An 18,277-nucleotide genomic window follows, 5' to 3' on the forward strand; every position below is an offset into this window, starting at 1 on the left:
GCGACAGTGCGCGCCGGCCCCGGTCGCGCGCCGTCGAGCAGGTCGTTCCAGAAGACCGACCATCCGCCGGCGATGGCGCGACCGATCCCCGGTGCGGTGAGGAGACGTCCCGTCGCCGCGACGGCGCGCGGGTGCGGCAGCAGCGCGGCATGGAACGGCGCCGCGACGGACTGATACGGCAGGAACGTCGCGGCGAGGAACCGGCGATAGCGGGCTGCCGCGACCCCGGGCCCTTGGAGCACGAGCTCGGCGGCCGCGCGCCCACTCGCCATCGCCTGTGAGATCCCCTCGCCCTGAAGCGGGTTGACGAGGCCCGCGGCATCGCCGACGAGCAGGACCCGACCACGCGCCGGCACGGTGCCGACCATCCCCAGCTTGAGCCAACCTCCGAGGCGGCGCGCGACGCGCGCCCGTGCGTGGTCGACGATGCCCGTGCGATCGAGATGTGCGAGGAACGCGTCGAAGTCGCGCGTGACCGGGGCCGCGGCGGCGCGGTCGGCGAGCACGCCGATCCCGAGCCCGACATTGGCGCGACCCTCGACGTCGCCCGGGAACGCCCACCCGTAGCCGGGGAGTGCGCGCCACGGCTCCGGTTCCCACAGGTGGATGCGCGGCGCGGTGATCTCGGCGTCGACGTAGGCGCGCAGCGCGAACCCCCAGAGCACACGCCGGTCGTCGACCAGTCCGGCAGCCGCCGCGACGCGACTCGTCGCGCCGTCCGCACCCAGCACGACGTCGCCCGTCACGACGTCGCCGCTCGACAGCTCGAACCCCGCCAGCCCGTCCGCACAGACGGGGCGCTCCGCTCGCGCGACGTACGGACGGGCGCCGGCCGACACCGCGGCGTCGTGGAGCCGCGCGTCGAGCTCGGTGCGCGGCGACACGATCGCGTGGCCGGGATAGCTCGTGCCGGGGAAGCACGGCAGCCGCACCGAACGCCCGGTCGGCCCCGCGACGACCATGTCACCCGCCTGCCGTGCACCGGTCGTGTCGATCCCGACCTCCCGCAGCAGCTGCACCCCCCGCGGCCCGACGAGGTCACCGCACGCCTTGTCGCGCGGGAACGGCGCCTTGTCGACGAGCGCGACGCGCGCGCCGCCGCGCGCGAGCACCAGCGCGGCGACGCTTCCCGCGGGACCCGAACCGACGACGAGGGCGTCGAACCGGTGCTCGGCCACCCGGTCCTCCTCTCGGGAAGCGCCCTACTCTACGGGCGTGCCGTCGGTCCGGGATGCCCGGCGAGAACGGGAGCGCGGCCGCGAACCGCACGACTTCGCGCAGCGCCTCTTCACCGGCCTGCCGCGGCGCTACGACGTGCTCGAGGACGTCCTCTCGCTCGGTCAGAACCGCCGCTGGCGGCGCGAGATGCTCGACCACGTCGTCCCCGCCGATCCCGCGCAGATCCTCGACGTCGCGACCGGCACGGCCGGCGTCGCGCTCGAGCTCGTCGCGCAGACCGCCGGACGCGTCGTCGGTGTGGACGTGACCGACGCGATGCTGCGCCGCGGTCAGGTGAACGTCGCACGGGCGGACGCGCCCGATCGCGTCCAGCTCGTGCTCGGCACCGCGGAGCGGCTGCCGTTCCCGGACGCGACGTTCGACGCCCTGACGTTCACCTACCTGCTGCGTTACGTCTCGGATCCGCGGGACACGCTCCGCGAGCTCGCACGCGTGCTGAAGCCCGGTGCGCCGATGGCGAGCCTGGAGTTCCACGTCCCGCCGAACCCGTTCTGGCGGTTCTGGTGGTGGGTGTACACGCGCGGCGTGCTGCCCGCCGCGGGTGCCCTCGCCGGACGCGCGTGGTTCGACGTCGGACGGTTCCTGGGCCCGAACATCTCTGCGCACTACCGCGCCCATCCGGTCGCGGCGACGCTCGCCGCCTGGCGCGACGCCGGCATGGAGGGCGTCGACGCGCGGTTGATGAGCCTGGGCGGCGGCGTCGTCATGTGGGGAACCAGGCGTGACTGACACCGACCGACCTCGCCCCGCGTTCTACGCAGCACGCGTGGGCGGTTGGCGCGACTGGTGGACGATCCTGCATCCGCCCTACACCGCGTGGCACCTGTCGTACGTCGTCATCGGTGCGACCCTCGCCCCGCATCTCGACGGCGTCCGGCTGATCGCGACGCTGTTCGCGTTCTTCTGCGCGGTCGGCGTCGCCGCGCACGCGCTCGACGAGGTGCACGGCCATCCGTTGCACACGCGGCTCTCGGACCACACGCTCTGGTTCGCGGCCGGCGTCGGGACCGCCGCCGCGGTCGCGCTCGGCATCGCGGGGCTCGGCCGGGTCGGCCCGGCACTCGGCGCGTTCATCGCGGTCGGCACCGTGCTGCTCTTCGGGTACAACCTCGAGCTCTTCGGCGGACGCCTGCACAACGATGTCGGCTTCGCGGCCGCGTGGGGCGCGTTCCCGGTGCTCACGAGCTACTTCGTGCAGAGCGCGCGAGTCGACGCGGTCGCCGTCGTCGCGGCCGGCGCCGCGTTCGGGCTGTCGCTCGCGCAGCGGAGCCTCAGCACACCGGCACGCTTCCTGCGCCGTCACGTCGAGCGCGTCTCCGGTGAGGTGCGGGCCGACGACGGCACCGTCCGTGCGCTCGACGCGCGAACCCTGCTCCGCCCGCTCGAACGCGCGCTCGGGACCTTGTCGTGGAGCGTCGTCGCGTTGGCGGTGGCGCTCGTGCTCGTCAAGACCCGGTAGCGCATCGTGACGTCCGTGCCGTCGACGTCCGTGCCATCGACTCGGCGTACGATATCGCGATACGTTATCGTGCTCCGATATCAGGTTGTGAGGGGTCATGGTCGTCAACGTCCGCTACATCGTCGACGACGTCGACGTCGCCGTCGCGTTCTACACCGAGCACTTCGGCTTCGAGGTGCTGTCGCAGGCGGGCCCCGCGTTCGCGGATGTCGCTCGCGGTGACCTGCGACTGCTGCTGAGCGGGCCGAACAGCTCGGCGGGAAGGGCGATGGCCGACGGCACACGTCCGGCGCCGGGCGGGTGGAACCGGATCCACTTCGTCGTCGAGGACCTCGACGCCGAGATCGACCGGCTCACGCGAGCCGGGCTCCAGCCGCGCAACCCTGTCGTCACCGGCCCCGGTGGTTCACAGATCCTGTTCCCCGATCCCTCCGGGAACCTCGTCGAGCTGTTCCAGCCGGCCGGCTGAGCGCGCGAATGGATCTCGTGCGCGACTTCCGCAGGGGTGCGGTCGCGGTGCACGTGCTCCACCATGCGGCAGAGGACTACGTGCACGGAGCGTGGCTCAGCGAGGAGCTCGCGCGACACGGCCATCGCATCTCACCCGGCACGCTGTACCCGCTGCTGCACCGGATGGTCGACGCGGGGCTCCTGACCGACCACGAAGAGGTCGTGAACGGTCGCGTGCTCCGGTGCTACCGCGCGACACGCGCGGGTCGGCGAGCGCTCACCGAGCTGCGCCGTTCGATCGGGGAGCTCGTCGAGGAGGTTGCCGTGGTTCCTCGCGCGGCCGCTCGGCGCAGCGTGCGGTCGTCCGGCAGCACCTAGAGTCCGCGCGTGGCGCGCGGCGACGAGGTCCGTGCGTCGCGCCCGAGGCGGCGGGGGTGGTCGCGTGGTGAGCACGACGCACAACGCGGGGACGTGGGACCGGTACGCCTGGGCGGCGGGCATCGTCTTCGTCGTCGCGCTCGTCGCCGAGTCCGTGATCGGCGGCAGCATTCCGATCAACCACAACGATTCGGCGGCGAAGATCGCGACCGCGCTCGATGCGCACCGCACGCAGCTGCTCGTGATCGCCGGGCTGTCAGCCGTCTACTCCGTCGCGTTCTCGATCTACGTCTGGAAGCTCTACGACTTCCTCTCAGGAAGCGAACGGACCAGGCGTGTCGCCGTGCTGGTGCTCGTCGGCGGTGTGCTGATGATCGCGCTCCACGCGGTGAGTGACCTGGGGATCACCGGCCTCCTCGGAGGGAAGCTCGCGTCATACAGCGCGCACCACGATCACGGCATCTCCTACACGCTCTACCTCCTGACGTTCGCGATCGACAGCGTGGGCGACGTCTTCGGCAGCATCTTCCTCGCCGCGGCAGGTCTGTTGACACTCCGCGGCGCGCTGCTGCCACGGTGGATCGCGTGGGTGGCGATCGTCGCCGCGGTGACGCTCTTCCTCCAGGCCTTCGGCCTCGGCGGCCTGATCGCGACGTTCGGTCTGGTGCTCGACCTCATCGGCTTCGCGCTGTTCCTGGTCTTCGTGCTCGCGAGCAGCGTGATCCTGATGCGCCGCGAGACGGCTCCGCGAACAACGGCGGCCTGACCGCGCGACGCGCTGCTCAGTCGCTCGGCGCGCCGTACTCCGCGTCCGTGACGTGCTCGCCCCATTCCGCGTCGCCCTCCGAGACCGCGAGGTGCGTCATGAAGTGGTCGGGAGCGGCGCCGTGCCAGTGCCACTCGTGACCCGGCGTGAACACGACGTCCCCGGGACGGATCGTGACGACGGGTTCGCCGCGCGACTGCACGCGTCCCTCGCCTTCCGTGACGGAGAGCGTCTGACCGATCGCGTGGGAGTGCCATGCCGTGCGCGCGCCCGGCGTGAAGCGCACGAAGGCGACGCTCAGGGCTGTGTCGGCGCGGCCGGTCGCGATGGCGTCGATCCACACCGCGCCGGTGAACCACTCGTCGGGACCCTTGGCGGTCGGTCTGCTCGGCTGGACGTCCATGGCTGCTCCTTCCCGTGTCGCGAGGTCACGCGCCCGGCTCGTAGCCTCCCCGGCGCAGCACGTCGTCAGTCGATTCCGAAGCTGTTGACCCTCTCGGGGTACAGGCGGATGAACGCGTCGCCGAACCCGGGTCCGAAGCCGGCGCCGCCCGTGGGCACGGCTTCCGCGCGGCCACGGATCTCCAGCATCCGCGGCGTCCACGGGTCTGTGGACACGAGATCGTCGACGACGATCGCGGCCCAGCCGTTGGCCCGGACGTCGCGGTACTTCTTCGTCGTCGCGACGTGGAGCCCACCCATGTCGATCGTCCCGAGCTCCCGGTTGTAGCGGAACGACGTGGGGACCACGTGCGGCCGGCCGTCGGCGCCGGCCGTCGCGATCCGTCCCAGTCGCTGGCTGTCGAGGTACTCGATCTGTGCCGCGGTCAACTCGGTCATGCGGGGGTCAACACGCCGGACGTCCGCGGTACTCCCGCCCGCGGTCCCGCCGGTTCGCGCCAACATGTGGCGGTCCGCGACGCCGGTGGGAGGGGAACCGATGAAGGCCATGCGCCTGGAGGACGGTGAGCTGCACCTCCGCGACCTCCCGACACCCGAGCCGCGCCACGACGAGGCGCGGGTGCGGATCACGACGGCCGGTGTCTGTCACTCCGACCTGCACCTCGTGCGCGGCGACTGGGCCGGCATCCCGCGGTCGGGCGTGGTCGGGCACGAGGCGATCGGGATCGTGGAGGCGCTCGGCCCGGGTGCCGAGCGGTTCGTGAACACCGGTGACCGCGTGATCCTCGGGCTCGGCGGCACCGGCGGCGGCTACTGGTGCGGGGCGTGCGAGTTCTGCCTGAGCGGCCGCCCGCGCCACTGCGCGCAGAGCAAGGGGATCCTCGGCACGTTCGCGGAGCAGTTCACGGTCTGGGCGCCGTCACTCGTCACGCTGCCCGACAGCGTCGGTGACGACGAGGCACCGCTCGCGTGCGGCGGCCTGACGGCGTACGGCGCGGTCAAGAAGCTGCAGCAGCACGGCGTGCTGCCCGGCCGGCCCGTCGCGATCGTCGGCGCGGCCGGCGGGCTCGGCCACTACGCCGTCCAACTCGCGCGCGAGTTCGGCTACGACGTGATCGGCGTCGACGTCGGCGAGGAGCGTCTCGCGTTCGTGCGCTCGCTCGGGGCGAGCATCGCGGTCGACGCGGCCGACGCGCTCGACGCCGTGCGACGCGAGACGGGCGGCGTCGACGCGTCGCTCGTGTTCTCGGCACGCATGGCGGGGTTCGAGCTCGGCCTCCAACTGCTGCGCAAGACTGGCCTGTTCGTCGGGGTCGGGCTGCCGCCGACGAGCGAGGGCAACATCTCGATCAACCCCTTCGAGTTCTTCTTCAAGGACATCACCCTCGTGTACTCGGCGGTCGGCACGGTCCAGGACATGCGCGAGCTCGTCGCGCTCGCCGCCGCCGGCAAGGTGAGGAGCCACGTGTCCCGTCGCGGCCGCCTGTCGGACCTCCCGGCGATCTTCGACGACCTCGAGGCGAGCCGCTACCTCGGCCGCGCCCTCGTCACCGACCTCGCGAGCTAGGAACCGCCGCAGATGACGCGCACCGAACCAGTCACGAACCGGCACGCCGGCGAGCCGTTCACCGACGACGACGCGCACATCGCCCGCGCGCTCGAGGACGTGAGCATCCCCGTGCTCCTCTGCTCCCTCGTCCACATGACCGGCGACCCGTCGTGGATCCGCGGGCGCCCCCTGCCCGCGCTCGGCTCGTCCGCCAACTTCCAGTGCGGACTGTCTCCGGACGATCGCGACGACGTGCGCCGCCGCGCCGTGCCCGCGATCGCGGCGTACCGCGATCACGGCTGCGTCGCCCACCCGCTCTCGCAGGAGCTCCTGCTCGAGATGATGTCGTTCCTCGCGTGCCGGCCGCTCGACGGGCGCCTGGTCGACATGCTCTTCGAGGACATGCAGTTCGACGGCGTCGACCGCCGCGCGATCACGTGGGGTGACGAGATCCCGGACGACGTCAAGGCGGGCTCGCCGGTCGTCGTCGTCGGATGCGGTGAGTCCGGCATCCTCGCGGGAATCCGCCTCGCGCAGGCCGGACTGCCGTTCACGATCGTCGACAAGAACGAGGGTCCGGGCGGGACGTGGTGGGAGAACCGTTACCCGGGTGCCCGCGTCGACGTCGGCAGTCACCAGTACTGCTACGCCTTCGAGCCCGGCGACCACTGGAGCGAGTACTACTGCCGCCAACCCGAGCTGCGCGACTACTTCGCGCGCGTCGTCGACAAGTACGAGCTCGCGCCGCGGTGCCGGTTCGGGACCACGGTCACCGCGCTCACATGGGACGACGCGAACGACGAGTGGCGCGTCGACATCGAGGGCGCGGACGGCGCGCGCGACGTGCTGCACGCGCGGTTCGTCATCAGCGCGGTCGGGTCGCTGAACATCCCGAAGCTGCCCGACATCCCCGGGATGGAGACGTTCACCGGCCCGGCGTTCCACTCCGCGCGCTGGCCGCAGGACCTCGGCATCAGCGGGTCGCGGTTCGCGCTCGTCGGCGCCGGCGCGAGCGGGTTCCAGATCGCGCCGTCCATCGCGGACGACGTCGCGCAGCTCACGATCTACCAGCGGACCGCGCAGTGGATGTTCCCGAATCCCGTCTACCGGACAGCCGTCCCGGCGGGGGAGCGATGGGCGCTGCGCCACCTCCCGTTCTACGCGCGGTGGCTCCGGTTCCTCATGGGCTACGCGGGCATCGCGACCGGCGTCGGGCCCTACCGCATCGATCCCGACTACCCCGACGGCGACGGGCTCGCGATCAACGAGGGCAACGCGCTGCGCCGCGAGCAGCTCGAAGGCTGGATCAGGTCACGCCTCGGCGACCGCGCCGACCTGATCGAGAAGTCGATCCCCGACTACCCGGCGTCGGGGAAGCGGATCCTGCAGGACGACGGGTTCTGGCTCGACACCCTGTGCAAGCCGAACGTCGAGCTGGTGCGCACCGCGATCGAGCGCATCGTGCCGGACGGCGTCGTCACGGTCGACGGGACGCTCCGGCGTGCCGACGTCATCTGCTACGCGACGGGGTTCCGCCACAACGACTTCCTCGCGTCGATGGACGTCACCGGCCGCGATGGCGTCTCGCTGCGCGACCAGTGGGGCGACGAGCCGACCGCCCATCTCGGCATCACGATCCCGAACTTCCCCAACCTGTTCTGCGTGTACGGCCCGGGGACCAACCTCGCGCACAGCGCGAGCCTGTTCTTCCACTCGGAGTACCAGACGAGCTACGCGCTCCAGGCGATCCGCGCCGTGCTGCGCAGCGGCGCGCGCACGATCGAGGTCCGGCCGGACGTCCACGACGCGTACGCCGAGTGGCACCAACGCGAGATCAGCCAGCTCGTGTGGGCGCACCCGTCGATCGCGCACAGCCACTACAAGAACCCGGCCGGCAGGGTGTACACGCTGTCGCCGTGGTCGATCGACCACTACTGGGAGATGACGCGCACCCTCGCGCTCGACGACTACGTCATCCGCTGACGCAGCGGTCGCGCTACTCCGGGTTCGCCTCCCACCACTGGCACCACCACTGGTCGCCGACCAGGATGCGCACCTTCGGGTGCCAGCAGTACGAGATCTCGCGCGACGGCTCGAGGTAGTAGCGGCAGTTGTCGCACTGCTCGTCGCCCTGCGGCCGGGCCTTCAGCACCGCGTTGTCGGCGAGATGGCGCAACTGGATCGCGAGCTTCTCGTCCTCTTCCTTCGGTTCCGGCTCCGGGATCTCGTAGTCGCTCAAGCCGTCCCTCTCCTCGGGTGTCGCGGGGTGGCGGATCCCGGACACACTAGGCACGCCGACCGTCTCGACCCGACACGTGCGAGTCGGGCGGAGATCCGATGACGACGAAGAAGACGACGACGGTGTTCACCGGCGGGCCGATCCTCACCATGGACGCGGCTCGTACGCGTGCCGACGTGCTCGTCGTCGAAGGCGACCGGATCACCGAGGTCGGCGACGCCGCGCTCGCCGCCCGACACCCGGACGCGACGTACGTCGACCTCCACGGCCGCTCCCTGCTGCCCGGCTTCATCGACGCGCACACGCATCTGTGCATCGCGGCGCTCCACCCGCGGTGGGCCGATCTGACCGGTGTGACGGACGGTGACGCGCTGCGCGAGCGACTGCTCGCGCACGCGGCTGCGGAGCCGCACGCCGAGTGGGTGCGCGCCGTCGGCTGGTCGGATCTCGAGAACGGGTTCGCGCCCACACGCGCGGATCTCGACGCGCTCGGGCTCGACCGTCCCGTGGTGGTCGTGCACTACAGCTACCACCAGTGCGTCGTCTCGTCGGCGGGACTCGACGCGCTCGGGATCGGGCGCGGCACGCCGGACCCCGACGGCGGTGTCGTCGAGCGCGCACCGGACGGTGAGCCGACGGGGCTGCTCGTCGAACGGGCCTTCTCGGTCGCGCACGCGCGGTCGATGGAGCCCTACCGCGACCCCGACCGCTGGGCCGATCACATCGCGGACGCCGCACGTGCGCTCCTCGCCGACGGCATCACGTGCGTCCACGATGCCGCGTGCCCACCTTCCGCGGAGCGCGAGTACGCGCGGCTCGCCCGCGAGCGCCGGCTACCCGTCAGCGTGGTCACGATGCCGCACGACGAGGCGTTGCTCAGCCCGCTCGACGACGCGCGACTCGACGGTCCCCCGACGGGTGAGGGTGACGAGTGGCTGCGCGTGGGCGCGGTCAAGCTCTTCGCCGACGGCGGCGTGCTCCCCGCGATCCGGGGGACGTTCGGTGGGCACCCGCTCTCGATGGGGATCGTGTTCGACGGGCTCGCGGCCCAGGCTCGGCGCGTCGTCGAGCGTGGCTTCCGCGTCGCGGTGCACGCGATCGGCAACGGTGGGCTCGACACCACGCTCGACGCGTTCGAGGACGCCGCGAGAGCCGCACCGGGTGGCGACCACCGCTTCCGCGTCGAGCACGCGACGCTTGCGACCCGGGCACAGGTCCGCCGCATGGCCGCGCTCGGGGCGGTCGCCGTCGTGCAACCCGGGTTCGTGCACCACATGGGCGGTGCGGTCGACGGCTTCGAGCTCGACGACACCACGTGGATGCCGTTCGGCGACCTGGCGCGCGCGGGTGTGCCGCTGGCCGGCTCGTCCGACAGTCCGTGCGCGTTCGCGCAGCCGCTCCTGACCTCGGCCCGTGGCGTCACGCGTCGCACGTCGCGCGACACCGTGCTCCGTCCCGACCAGTCGGTCCCCTACGAGGACTGGCTCCGCGCGTACACCGCGGGCGCGGCGTACGCCGGCGGCCAGGAGCACGAGCGCGGACGGCTCGCGCCCGGGCTCCGCGCGGATCTCGTCGTCCTGGACGGCCCCCTCGACGCGGAGCACCCGCCGCGCGTGTCGGAGACCTGGGTGGCGGGGCAGCGTGTGTTCCGCGCGACATAGCCTCCGCCCATGGATGTCTCTCGGTACCGCCACTCCGACTCGATCACGATCGACCGCGCGCCCGAGGAGGTGTACGCGATCGTCAGTGACGTCACCCGCATGGGTGAGCTGAGCCCCGTCTGCACGAGCGGGACGTGGAACGATCCCGCGCAGGCCGGGAAGCAGGGCGCGTGGTTCACGGGTCACAACGCGATCGGCGAGTACACGTGGGACACGCACTGCCGGGTCGTCGTCGCGGAGCCCGGCCGCGAGTTCACGTTCGTGAACCACGGCCCCGACGGTGAGGTCGAGCTCGTCCGTTGGGGTTACACGTTCGAACCGGTGAGCGGCGGCACCCGCGTGACGGAGTCGTGGCAGGTGCTGCCCGCGTATCCCGACTTCGTGACGAGCGGGAACCCGGACGCGGACGTCGCGGCGCGCATCGACGGGATGGCGCAGATGGCTCGCGACGGGATCCGCGACACCCTCGCCAACCTCAAGCGCGTCGCGGAGGGCTGAGGACGCGCGTCACGCAGGCTTGACCGCCTGCAACGACACCGCGGCGAACTCGACCGTGAGCGCGCCGTCCTGCCATGCCGGCGCGAGCCCGGTCGCGGCGCCGCCCTCGGTCTCGGCGCGCAGCATGGTGCAGGCGCGGTCGCGATCCGACTGCTCGGTGAGCACGACGTCGAGGGGCAGGCGGATCGTCGCCGGCACGCCCGGTGAGACCGCGAAGCCGGTCGGGAACAGCGTGGGCAGCTCGTCGGCGACGAACGCGCGCACGTGCGACGGATCGAGCAGGCGGTGCACCGCGTCGAACGTCTCGCGGACGTCGGGGACGGGCGCGACGAGGTCGGACACCGCGAGGCGGCCACCCGGCCGGCAGACGCGGGCCATCTCGTCGACGGCGCGGCGGGGATCGGCGAAGTGGTGCAGCGACGCGCGGCAGTAGACGAGGTCGAACGAGTCGTCGAGGAACGGGAGCGCCTCGGCGTTCGCCTCCTGCAGGACGACGTTCGTGACGCCGGCCTGTTGCAATCGGCTGCCGCCGAGCGCGAGCAGCTCACGCGTCAGGTCGACGCCGACAACGGCACGCACGTGCGGGGCGACCTCCTCGGCGACGTGTGCCGCGCCGCACGCGATCTCGAGCGCGAGCGAGTCCTCGTGCAACGGCTCGAGCCACGCGAGGTTCGGGTTGCCACGCGACGCGAACAACGACTCGTCGCCGCTGAACAGGCCGACCTGCCGGCGGAACGACGAGCGAACCGTGTCCTCGTGCGATCCGGTCATCCGTCGATCCGTCGCAGCTCCGCGACGTCGCGTTCCTCGGCGTCGCCGCCGGGTCTCCCGTACCACCAGACATGACGCAGCCGGCCCGGCTCGGGGATCGACACCACGACCTTCATCGGGAACGGTGCCGGCTCGGAGCCGAGCTCGAACGTCCCGGGATCGGTCTCCCGCAGCACCGCCACGGAGTCGGCGTGGTCGTGTCCGATCACCATGATCGAGCCGCCGTCGTGGGTGCGGGCGAGGATCGTGTGCTCGATGTGCACGCGCACGCGGTCGAGCGACGCCGGGTTCAGCACCTCGTAGTCGAGCGTGACGCCGGACCCGCCCGGGAGCGGCGACACGACCATGCGGGCTGCTCCGCGATCGTCCACGCCGGGACTCGTGTCGACGCCGACGTAGGTCCCGGCGTGCGCGAGCAGCTCGTCGACGATGCCCATGCCGCGACCGTAGACCGTCGCCGCGCCGCGCCCCTCGGCGCCGCTGAGGCCCGTCTGCATACTGTATGCAGATGCCTGACGACTCCGACCTCGGCACGCGGTTCCTGCACTGGGAGCGCCGCGGGCCTGTCGCACGCGTCACGATCGACCGTCCGGAGCGTCGCAACGCGCTCACGCCCAACATGTACTTCGGCATCCGCCGCGCGGTGGAGCGGGTCAACGGGGATCCGTCGCTGCACGCGCTCGTCATCACCGGCACCGGTGACGTCTTCGCGCCCGGTGGCGAGATGGGCGGTCAGTTCGACGACGGCGGTACGAACTACGGCGCGCTGCTGGGCACGGGCGTGCTGCCGTTCGACGCGATCCGTGAGTCGCGCAAGCCCGTCGTCGCCGCGGTCAACGGCCTGTGCATGGGCGGCGGGCTGCTCATCGCGATGCTGTCGGATATCACGATCGCGAGCGAGCGCGCGACGTTCGGCGCGCCGGAGCTGCTGCGCGGCGTCGCCGACACCTATCACGCCGCGATCCTCCCGGAGCAGGTCGGCGTCGCGATCGCGCGTGACATGTTGTTCAGCGGGCGGCGGCTGGACGCGTGGGAGGCGGAGCGGCACGGGCTGGTCGCACGGGTCGTTCCCCACGACGAGCTCGAGGGCGCGACCGCGAGCGTCGTCCACGACGTCCTGCAAGCCGCACCACGCGCTCGTCTCGCGCTGAAGCGGATCATCAACGCGCGCTACGGCGTCGTCGACCGTCTCACCTTCGACGACTCGATCGTGAGCGACGAGGTGATCGAAGGGTTCCGCGCGTTCGTCGAGAAGCGTCTGCCGAGCTGGGTGCCGCCGGACGACGCGAGCGACCGCGTCGCGCCGTAGGCCCGCCGCGGCGACCGCTCTCACACGATCTTCACGATCCGCTCGCGTGCCGTTGGCCCGTGCGGCGCAGCATCGATCGCGGAGAGAGGGAGACAAGATGAAGAAGATCGACGGTGTGATCGTCATCCGGTGCCTGATCGCGGCGCTCTTCGCCGCGCTGGCGGTCACGAGCTTCGCCGCCGGGCGGACCGTCGGTGGCGTGTTGTTCGCAGCGCTCGCGATCGCCAACGTCGCGCTGCTCGTCACCGTGCAGCGGCGCCGGGCGGCACTCCGCCGCCGGTTCCCCCGCTGGGGCGGCGACGGCCCGCGTCGCTGGCGCGACGTCGCCTGACCGGTCGCCCGCGTCAGCGGTCTTCGTCGGCCGCGGCGCCGATGCACTCCAGGCGGACGGGCGCGCCGACGAGGAGCCGCACACGACCCCGCCCCGCCTTCTCGATCCGTACCGGCGCGGCGCGCTCGTCGAGTCGCCGCTTGAGCAGGATCAGGCGGCTCTCGAGGTTGTCCCGGAGCTCGGGGAGCTCCAGCGACGGGTCGAGGCGCAGCTCCTTGTTCGTGAACTCGAGCCGGCCGTCGCGCTCGTGGTGCGAGAGCAGCGCGAACAGGATCCGCCCGGCCACCCCCTTGATGAGGTACTCGTCGTCGAGGAACGTGCTGCCGTCGACCGCGAAGAACCGGACACGCGTCGCCGGCGCCGACGGCGCGGAGGCGGGCGACACGTCGTCGCGCGCGATCCGCGCGTCGACGACGCCTCCGTCGCTCTCCCGCTCGCCCGCGAGATCGATCTCGATCGCGCTCGCCACGAGCGCGGCGACGACGGCGAGGACGTCCTCGTCACGCGCGTCGAACGCGATCCGGTCGCGGCTCTCGACGGCCAGCACGCCGACGAGCTGACCGAGCACGACCGCGGGCACGGCGAGCTGACTCTCGGCGTCGGGGAGGCCAGGGAGCGCGATCTCGGTGCCGGGTGCCTCGCCGCCCTCGGCCTCGTACGCGCGGCGCACCGTCCGCGCGTACGCCAGCATCCGGCCCAGGTTGCCGACGCGCATCGCCTCGACGCGCGCGCCGGCCATCCCGATGATCCCTTCGCCGAGCCGGACCTCGGAGCCGATGCCCTGGGTCCGGTACCCGTGACTCGCGATCGTGTAGAGCCGAGTGCCCGTCTCGTCGAGCAGCAGCAGCAACGAGTGCTCGTACCCGAAGAGGTCGGCGAGGCCGCTGAGCGCGGCCCCGACGAGCGTGTCGAGGTCGGGGCATCGCGTGAGGCGGCGCCCGAGCTCGGCGAGGTGGTGGACGTCCCCGTCGGCCGGCCCGCAGCGCGTCACGGCGTGATCCGCTCGAGCTCGACCACGCGGTAGACGTCCGCGCTGCGCAGCTTGAACACGTCGTGCATCCCGGTGAGCGCGGCGATGGCGTCGACGTCACGGCGGAGACGATCGAAGATCGGGCCCCGACGCTCCGTGCGTTCGTACCGCAGGACGAGCTTGTAGCTGTCGTACGTCCGCGGGTCGAACACGGTGACGCATGCCTGCGGGTTCTCGCTGAGGTTGCGTACGGTCTTCGAGAAGAACTGGTTCGACAGCGCCACGTGCTCGTCGTCCACGAAGTGGACGCGCGAGAGATGGGTGACGTTCGGCACGCCGTCGGCCGACGCCGTCGCGATCACCGCCGGGACGATGCCCTCGAAGCACGCGGTGATCTCCGACAGCGTGACGGTGGACGCGTCCTCCACGGTCACGCCTCCACGCGAGCGAGTCGCGCGCCCGCGGACGGCCCCGGCGTCTGGTCGAACAGCTCCTCGATCCTGACGACGCACGCGACGACGTCGTCGGGGAGCGCGCGCCGCACGATCTCGGGCGGCACGCCGTCGATCGCGCTCACCGCGGCGACCATCCCGTCGCAGAACGCGTCGAAGCGTGCGCGGTCGTCGCGGGACGGGTCCTCGATCCCGTCGACACGCCCCTTGACCTGGACCGACTCGAGCGTCTGGAACTCGGTCGCCGTCACCGCGACGACCCCGGTCGCGCGCAGGTTCTCGATGCTCGTCGCCGCGCTCGCGGACAGCAGGAGGCGGAGCGTGCCCTCGCGCGCGTCGACGACCACGGCCCAGCCCCGGGTGGCGTCGGGGAGCAGGTCGGGCGCGACCGTGCCGACGACGAGCGAGCACGGTGACTCGAGCAGCGCGCGCCTGTCGTCGTCGATCACGAACGTGCCCCCAACGTGGTCCGGCCGGCGGAGTAGCGAATTCTTAGCGATCGGTAGCACCCGCTCACGCGGCTTTCAGGAGCGGGCGCGGCGGCGTTCGTTCACGATCGTCCTCGACCGATTCGACCCGCCGTCCACCCGGACGGTACCCGGCAGGGGAGGAGCCCTCATGACCGCCACCGTCACCGACGTCCCGCAGCTCGCCGCCACGACCGCGCCGCTCGAGACCGTCGAGGTCGACCTCTACGGCAACATCCACAAGGCGATCCGGGGCGAGCTGTTCGCCGTCACGTACGCGGCGGGCAACGTCGACCCGTCCCACGACGCCGCCCTCGAGGCCGTGGTCGGGCGCTGGACCACGCTCGCCGGCCTACTGGTGTCGCACGCGGCCCACGAGGACACGTTTGTCGGACCGGTGCTCGAGCACGTCGACCGCGATCTCGTCACCGCGGTGACCGCGGCGCACGCGTCGATCGACGCGATCATGGCCGAGGTGGGCGCGCTCGCCGACGACGCGCTCGGCGAGCGGCGCGAGGCGCGCCGGCTTCCCGTCCATCGCCTGCACCTGGCGCTCGCGTCGTTCACCGCGACGTACCTGCAGCACGAGGAGTTCGAGGAGCTCGTCGTGATGCCCGCGCTCGCCGCGCGGGTCACCGCCGACGAGCTGCGCTCGGTGCACGAAGCGATCCTCGCGAGCATCCCACCGGACGAGATGGCGATGTCGCTGTCGATGATGCTGCCCGCGATCAACGTGGACGAGCGCGTCGAGGTGCTCGCCGGTGTCCGCGCGGGCGCGCCGGCAGAGGTCTTCACCGGCGTGCTCGGCCTGGCGCAGTCCGTCCTCACGCCGGACGCGTACGCGCAGGTCACGCGGAGGCTGAGCGCGCTCGGCTGATGTCGCGGCAATCCGCGGATGCACCCGTGACGTAACCGTGGATGCACGCACGGGAGCGACCCCCGTACGCTCCCGTGCGTGCACCCACCGCGTCATCCCTTCCCGGGTCGACGGCTCGTCGCCGTCGTGGTCGTCCTCCTCGCCGCCGTCGTCGGCGCCGCGTGCGTGCCCATCCGGCTCAGTGGAGGACCGCCGCCGGCTCGTGCGCGCGTCGGGCACGCCGGCCGCTGGCTCACGGACGCGCGCGGTCGCGTCCTGATGCTGCACGGCGTGAACCTCGTCGCGAAGACCGACGGCGTCACGCCCGCGGCGATGGGCTTCGGCTCCGACGACGCCGCCTGGCTCGCGCAGAACGGGTTCGACGTCGTCCGCCTCGGCCTCACGGCAGCGTCCGTCATGCCGAGCCCGGGCGTGATCGACGAGGCGTACCTCGACTCGTTCTTCCGGACCGTCGACGAGCTGACCGCGCAGGGTGTCTACGTGCTCGTCGACCTGCACCAGGACGGCTGGGGTCCGACGCTGGGCAGCGACGGGTTCCCCGGCTGGATGACGATCACGAGCGGCGCGCCGAACACGGGCACGCCGTTCCCCCTGTACTACGTCACCAATCCCGCGATCCAGGCTGCGTTCGACAGCCTGTGGGCGAACGCGGCCGGTCCCGGCGGCGTGGGGTTGCAGGACCGTGTCGCGGCGATCTTCCGTGCGCTGGCCGCCCGCGTCCGGACGCGTCCGATGGTGCTCGGCTACGACCTGCTGAACGAGCCGTGGCCGGGCACCGTGTGGCAACCGTGCATCGCACCGCCGTCCGGTTGCCCCGCCCAGGACGCGAAGCTCGACGGGTACTACGCGCGCGTGACGGGCGCGATCCGTGCCGTCGACGCGTCGCACCTCGTGTTCGGCGAGCCGTACGTGCTGTTCAACTTCGGCGACGCGGGCACGAACATCGCGCGGCCGGGTGGCAGCCCCGCGAGCGGCCTCAGCTACCACCTCTACGCGACAAACGTCGCGAACGAGCCCGCGGTCCAGTCGTTCGCGCTGCAGTGGTCGGCGCGCACCGGCGGTGCCGTCCTGAACACCGAGTTCGGCGCGACGACCGACACTGCCGCGATCGACCGTCAGGTCGCGGAGCTCGACGGCGCGCTCGTGCCCTGGATCTGGTGGGCGTACAACGAGGAGATCGTGCGCGATCTCTCGAAGCCGCCGACCGAGGCGAACCTGGTGACGAACGTCGTCGACGCACTGGTCCGTCCCCACCCGACCGCGGTCGCGGGGACCCCGGAAGCGCTCGCGTACGACCCTACGACGCGGACGATGCGCTTCACGTACTCGACCACGCGTGTCCCCGGCGTGGACGTACCGCCCGGCCTCCCCGGCATCACCGACCTCGACGCGCCCGCCCGGACGTACCCGACGGGCTACCGCGTCACCGTGACCGGCGGGCTCGTGGTGTCCCGACCGGGCACGCCCGTCGTACGCGTCCTCAGCCTGCCCGGGGTCGCGGACGTCACCGTGACGATCCGACCCGCTTGACCTCCGGGGCACGCGATGCTGGGACGGACGGCATCGCGAGACAGCGAGGTGACGCATGAAGCTCGGCGTGCACGTCTCGGACTTCACCTGGCCCGGAGGACCGCCGCAGATGCGCGTCGATCTGACGCGCATCGCGCGGGCCGCCGAGGACGCCGGCTTCGACCGGCTGAGCGTGATGGACCACGTCTGGCAGATCGGCGTCATCGGGCCGCCCGAGCACGAGATGCTCGAGGCGTACACGACGCTCGGGTTCGTCGCGGGCGTCACCGACCGCATCGACCTGATGACGCTCGTCACCGGCGTGGTGTACCGGCCGCCCGGCTTGCTCGCCAAGCTCGTCACGACGCTCGACGTGCTCTCGGGCGGCCGCGCGTGGCTCGGCGTCGGCGCCGCGTGGAACGAGGAGGAGGCGCTCGGTCTCGGGCTTCCCTTCCCGCCCACCGCGGAGCGCTTCGAGCGTCTCGAGGAGGCGCTGCAGATCTGTCTCCAGATGTGGAGCGGCGAGGACGCGCCGTACCAGGGCCGGCACGCGACCCTGAAGCGGACGCTGAACTCGCCGCCCGCGCTCCGACGGCCCCATCCGCCGATCCTCATCGGTGGGTCGGGCGAGCGGAAGACGTTGCGCCTCGTCGCGAAGTATGCGCAGGCTTGCAACCTGTTCCCCGGGCCCGACCTCGCGCGCAAGCTCGACGTGCTGCGCGCGCACTGCGATCGCGAGGGCCGCGACTACGACGACATCGAGAAGACGGTGTTGTTCAACTTCGACGTCGGCGAGCACGGGGAGCACGCCGGCGAGATCGTCGAGCGCCTCCGCGGGCTCGCCGAGCTCGGCTTCACGGTCGCGCACGGCTCGGTGAGGAACGTCTCGCGGATCGAGCCGCTCGACGTCATCGGCCGCGACGTGATTCCCGCGGTGGCGTCGTTCTGAG

The 18,277-nt window shown here is 71.9% G+C and carries 23 protein-coding genes; 14 read left to right on the forward strand and 9 right to left on the reverse strand.

What is annotated here, in order from left to right:
- The coding region (locus VFC33_03655; GenBank protein HZR12322.1) for a geranylgeranyl reductase family protein at positions 1-1,178 on the reverse strand (1,178 nt) is incomplete at its 3' end.
- 37 nt (positions 1,179-1,215) lie between these two features.
- Between VFC33_03655 and VFC33_03660 the strand changes: the two genes are divergently transcribed.
- The 5 genes from VFC33_03660 (at position 1,216) to VFC33_03680 (ending at position 4,292) form a co-directional block, all read left to right on the forward strand.
- A complete protein-coding gene (locus VFC33_03660; protein ID HZR12323.1) occupies positions 1,216-1,968 on the forward strand; it encodes a class I SAM-dependent methyltransferase in 753 nt (250 codons plus the stop codon).
- Positions 1,961-2,698, forward strand: coding sequence for a hypothetical protein (locus VFC33_03665; GenBank protein ID HZR12324.1), 738 nt, complete (start codon positions 1,961-1,963; stop codon positions 2,696-2,698). Before VFC33_03660 ends, VFC33_03665 begins: the two co-directional genes overlap by 8 nt.
- A 97-nt stretch (positions 2,699-2,795) precedes the next feature.
- Positions 2,796-3,167 carry a VOC family protein gene (locus tag VFC33_03670; GenBank protein ID HZR12325.1) on the forward strand — a complete coding sequence of 124 codons (372 nt, stop codon included), beginning with the start codon at positions 2,796-2,798 and terminating at the stop codon, positions 3,165-3,167.
- 17 nt (positions 3,168-3,184) lie between these two features.
- Entirely contained in the window at positions 3,185-3,526 is a 342-nt protein-coding gene (locus VFC33_03675) for a PadR family transcriptional regulator (protein HZR12326.1), read from the forward strand.
- A gap of 67 nt (positions 3,527-3,593) precedes the next feature.
- Positions 3,594-4,292, forward strand: a complete 699-nt coding sequence (locus tag VFC33_03680; protein HZR12327.1) for a DUF4386 family protein — start codon at positions 3,594-3,596, stop codon at positions 4,290-4,292.
- Positions 4,293-4,308: 16 nt separating this feature from the next.
- Here VFC33_03680 and VFC33_03685 read toward each other — a convergent pair whose 3' ends face one another.
- Positions 4,309-4,695: a cupin domain-containing protein gene (locus VFC33_03685; GenBank protein ID HZR12328.1), complete on the reverse strand. Its 387-nt coding sequence runs from the start codon at positions 4,693-4,695 to the stop codon at positions 4,309-4,311.
- 65 nt (positions 4,696-4,760) lie between these two features.
- Positions 4,761-5,132, reverse strand: coding sequence for a PPOX class F420-dependent oxidoreductase (locus VFC33_03690; protein HZR12329.1), 372 nt, complete (start codon positions 5,130-5,132; stop codon positions 4,761-4,763).
- A gap of 100 nt (positions 5,133-5,232) precedes the next feature.
- Here VFC33_03690 and VFC33_03695 point away from each other — a divergent pair, with 100 nt between their 5' ends.
- Positions 5,233-6,261: a zinc-binding dehydrogenase gene (locus VFC33_03695; GenBank protein HZR12330.1), complete on the forward strand. Its 1,029-nt coding sequence runs from the start codon at positions 5,233-5,235 to the stop codon at positions 6,259-6,261.
- Between the two features lie 12 nt (positions 6,262-6,273).
- The gene (locus tag VFC33_03700; GenBank protein HZR12331.1) at positions 6,274-8,226 is read left to right on the forward strand and encodes an NAD(P)/FAD-dependent oxidoreductase; all 1,953 of its coding nucleotides are present in this window, start codon (positions 6,274-6,276) and stop codon (positions 8,224-8,226) included.
- Positions 8,227-8,239: 13 nt separating this feature from the next.
- Here VFC33_03700 and VFC33_03705 read toward each other — a convergent pair whose 3' ends face one another.
- Complete coding sequence (locus VFC33_03705; protein HZR12332.1) at positions 8,240-8,482, reverse strand: hypothetical protein; 243 nt, start codon at positions 8,480-8,482, stop codon at positions 8,240-8,242.
- Positions 8,483-8,580: 98 nt separating this feature from the next.
- Here VFC33_03705 and VFC33_03710 point away from each other — a divergent pair, with 98 nt between their 5' ends.
- Positions 8,581-10,143, forward strand: coding sequence for an amidohydrolase (locus tag VFC33_03710; protein ID HZR12333.1), 1,563 nt, complete (start codon positions 8,581-8,583; stop codon positions 10,141-10,143).
- A 9-nt stretch (positions 10,144-10,152) separates the two neighbouring features.
- Positions 10,153-10,641, forward strand: a complete 489-nt coding sequence (locus VFC33_03715) for an SRPBCC family protein (protein ID HZR12334.1) — start codon at positions 10,153-10,155, stop codon at positions 10,639-10,641.
- 9 nt (positions 10,642-10,650) lie between these two features.
- Here VFC33_03715 and VFC33_03720 read toward each other — a convergent pair whose 3' ends face one another.
- Positions 10,651-11,412, reverse strand: coding sequence for a class I SAM-dependent methyltransferase (locus VFC33_03720; GenBank protein ID HZR12335.1), 762 nt, complete (start codon positions 11,410-11,412; stop codon positions 10,651-10,653).
- Positions 11,409-11,849, reverse strand: a complete 441-nt coding sequence (locus VFC33_03725; protein HZR12336.1) for a hypothetical protein — start codon at positions 11,847-11,849, stop codon at positions 11,409-11,411. Before VFC33_03725 ends, VFC33_03720 begins: the two co-directional genes overlap by 4 nt.
- 71 nt (positions 11,850-11,920) lie before the next feature.
- Here VFC33_03725 and VFC33_03730 point away from each other — a divergent pair, with 71 nt between their 5' ends.
- Positions 11,921-12,721 (forward strand): enoyl-CoA hydratase/isomerase family protein, encoded by an 801-nt coding sequence (locus VFC33_03730; protein HZR12337.1) that lies wholly within the window; start codon positions 11,921-11,923, stop codon positions 12,719-12,721.
- A 97-nt stretch (positions 12,722-12,818) separates the two neighbouring features.
- On the forward strand, positions 12,819-13,052 hold the full coding sequence (locus VFC33_03735; protein ID HZR12338.1) for a hypothetical protein: 234 nt from the start codon (positions 12,819-12,821) through the stop codon (positions 13,050-13,052).
- Between the two features lie 13 nt (positions 13,053-13,065).
- On the opposite strand, the gene VFC33_03740 is transcribed toward VFC33_03735, so the two are convergent.
- Genes VFC33_03740 through VFC33_03750 form a run of 3 tightly spaced genes read right to left on the reverse strand, consistent with a single transcriptional unit; the run spans position 13,066 to position 14,923 of the window.
- Positions 13,066-14,043, reverse strand: coding sequence for a GAF domain-containing protein (locus VFC33_03740; GenBank protein HZR12339.1), 978 nt, complete (start codon positions 14,041-14,043; stop codon positions 13,066-13,068).
- Positions 14,040-14,456, reverse strand: a complete 417-nt coding sequence (locus VFC33_03745) for a pyridoxamine 5'-phosphate oxidase family protein (protein HZR12340.1) — start codon at positions 14,454-14,456, stop codon at positions 14,040-14,042. Before VFC33_03745 ends, VFC33_03740 begins: the two co-directional genes overlap by 4 nt.
- The gene (locus VFC33_03750; protein HZR12341.1) at positions 14,453-14,923 is read right to left on the reverse strand and encodes a pyridoxamine 5'-phosphate oxidase family protein; all 471 of its coding nucleotides are present in this window, start codon (positions 14,921-14,923) and stop codon (positions 14,453-14,455) included. Before VFC33_03750 ends, VFC33_03745 begins: the two co-directional genes overlap by 4 nt.
- A 169-nt stretch (positions 14,924-15,092) precedes the next feature.
- Here VFC33_03750 and VFC33_03755 point away from each other — a divergent pair, with 169 nt between their 5' ends.
- From VFC33_03755 to VFC33_03765, 3 genes are all read left to right on the forward strand, one after another.
- A complete protein-coding gene (locus VFC33_03755; protein HZR12342.1) occupies positions 15,093-15,818 on the forward strand; it encodes a hemerythrin domain-containing protein in 726 nt (241 codons plus the stop codon).
- Positions 15,819-15,896: 78 nt separating this feature from the next.
- The gene (locus tag VFC33_03760) at positions 15,897-17,348 is read left to right on the forward strand and encodes a cellulase family glycosylhydrolase (protein HZR12343.1); all 1,452 of its coding nucleotides are present in this window, start codon (positions 15,897-15,899) and stop codon (positions 17,346-17,348) included.
- Positions 17,349-17,403: 55 nt separating this feature from the next.
- Positions 17,404-18,276, forward strand: coding sequence for an LLM class F420-dependent oxidoreductase (locus VFC33_03765; protein ID HZR12344.1), 873 nt, complete (start codon positions 17,404-17,406; stop codon positions 18,274-18,276).
- The last annotated feature ends 1 nt before the right edge of the window (position 18,277 follow it).

It is taken from the genome of Acidimicrobiia bacterium (genome assembly GCA_035651955.1).
In the GTDB taxonomy this organism is placed as follows: domain Bacteria; phylum Actinomycetota; class Acidimicrobiia; order IMCC26256; family JAMXLJ01; genus JAMXLJ01.

What these genes read in the sequence shown, in the direction of transcription:
- VFC33_03700 (HZR12331.1), top strand. Translation starts at nt 6,274, where the DNA reads ATGACGCGCACCGAACCAGTCACGAACCGGCACGCCGGCGAGCCGTTC.
- VFC33_03765 (HZR12344.1), top strand. Translation starts at nt 17,404, where the DNA reads ATGAAGCTCGGCGTGCACGTCTCGGACTTCACCTGGCCCGGAGGACCG.
- VFC33_03730 (HZR12337.1), top strand. Translation starts at nt 11,921, where the DNA reads ATGCCTGACGACTCCGACCTCGGCACGCGGTTCCTGCACTGGGAGCGC.
- VFC33_03755 (HZR12342.1), top strand. Translation starts at nt 15,093, where the DNA reads ATGACCGCCACCGTCACCGACGTCCCGCAGCTCGCCGCCACGACCGCG.
- VFC33_03695 (HZR12330.1), top strand. Translation starts at nt 5,233, where the DNA reads ATGAAGGCCATGCGCCTGGAGGACGGTGAGCTGCACCTCCGCGACCTC.
- VFC33_03690 (HZR12329.1), bottom strand. Translation starts at nt 5,132, where the DNA reads ATGACCGAGTTGACCGCGGCACAGATCGAGTACCTCGACAGCCAGCGA.
- VFC33_03735 (HZR12338.1), top strand. Translation starts at nt 12,819, where the DNA reads ATGAAGAAGATCGACGGTGTGATCGTCATCCGGTGCCTGATCGCGGCG.
- VFC33_03720 (HZR12335.1), bottom strand. Translation starts at nt 11,412, where the DNA reads ATGACCGGATCGCACGAGGACACGGTTCGCTCGTCGTTCCGCCGGCAG.
- VFC33_03710 (HZR12333.1), top strand. Translation starts at nt 8,581, where the DNA reads ATGACGACGAAGAAGACGACGACGGTGTTCACCGGCGGGCCGATCCTC.
- VFC33_03670 (HZR12325.1), top strand. Translation starts at nt 2,796, where the DNA reads ATGGTCGTCAACGTCCGCTACATCGTCGACGACGTCGACGTCGCCGTC.
- VFC33_03715 (HZR12334.1), top strand. Translation starts at nt 10,153, where the DNA reads ATGGATGTCTCTCGGTACCGCCACTCCGACTCGATCACGATCGACCGC.
- VFC33_03725 (HZR12336.1), bottom strand. Translation starts at nt 11,849, where the DNA reads ATGGGCATCGTCGACGAGCTGCTCGCGCACGCCGGGACCTACGTCGGC.
- VFC33_03685 (HZR12328.1), bottom strand. Translation starts at nt 4,695, where the DNA reads ATGGACGTCCAGCCGAGCAGACCGACCGCCAAGGGTCCCGACGAGTGG.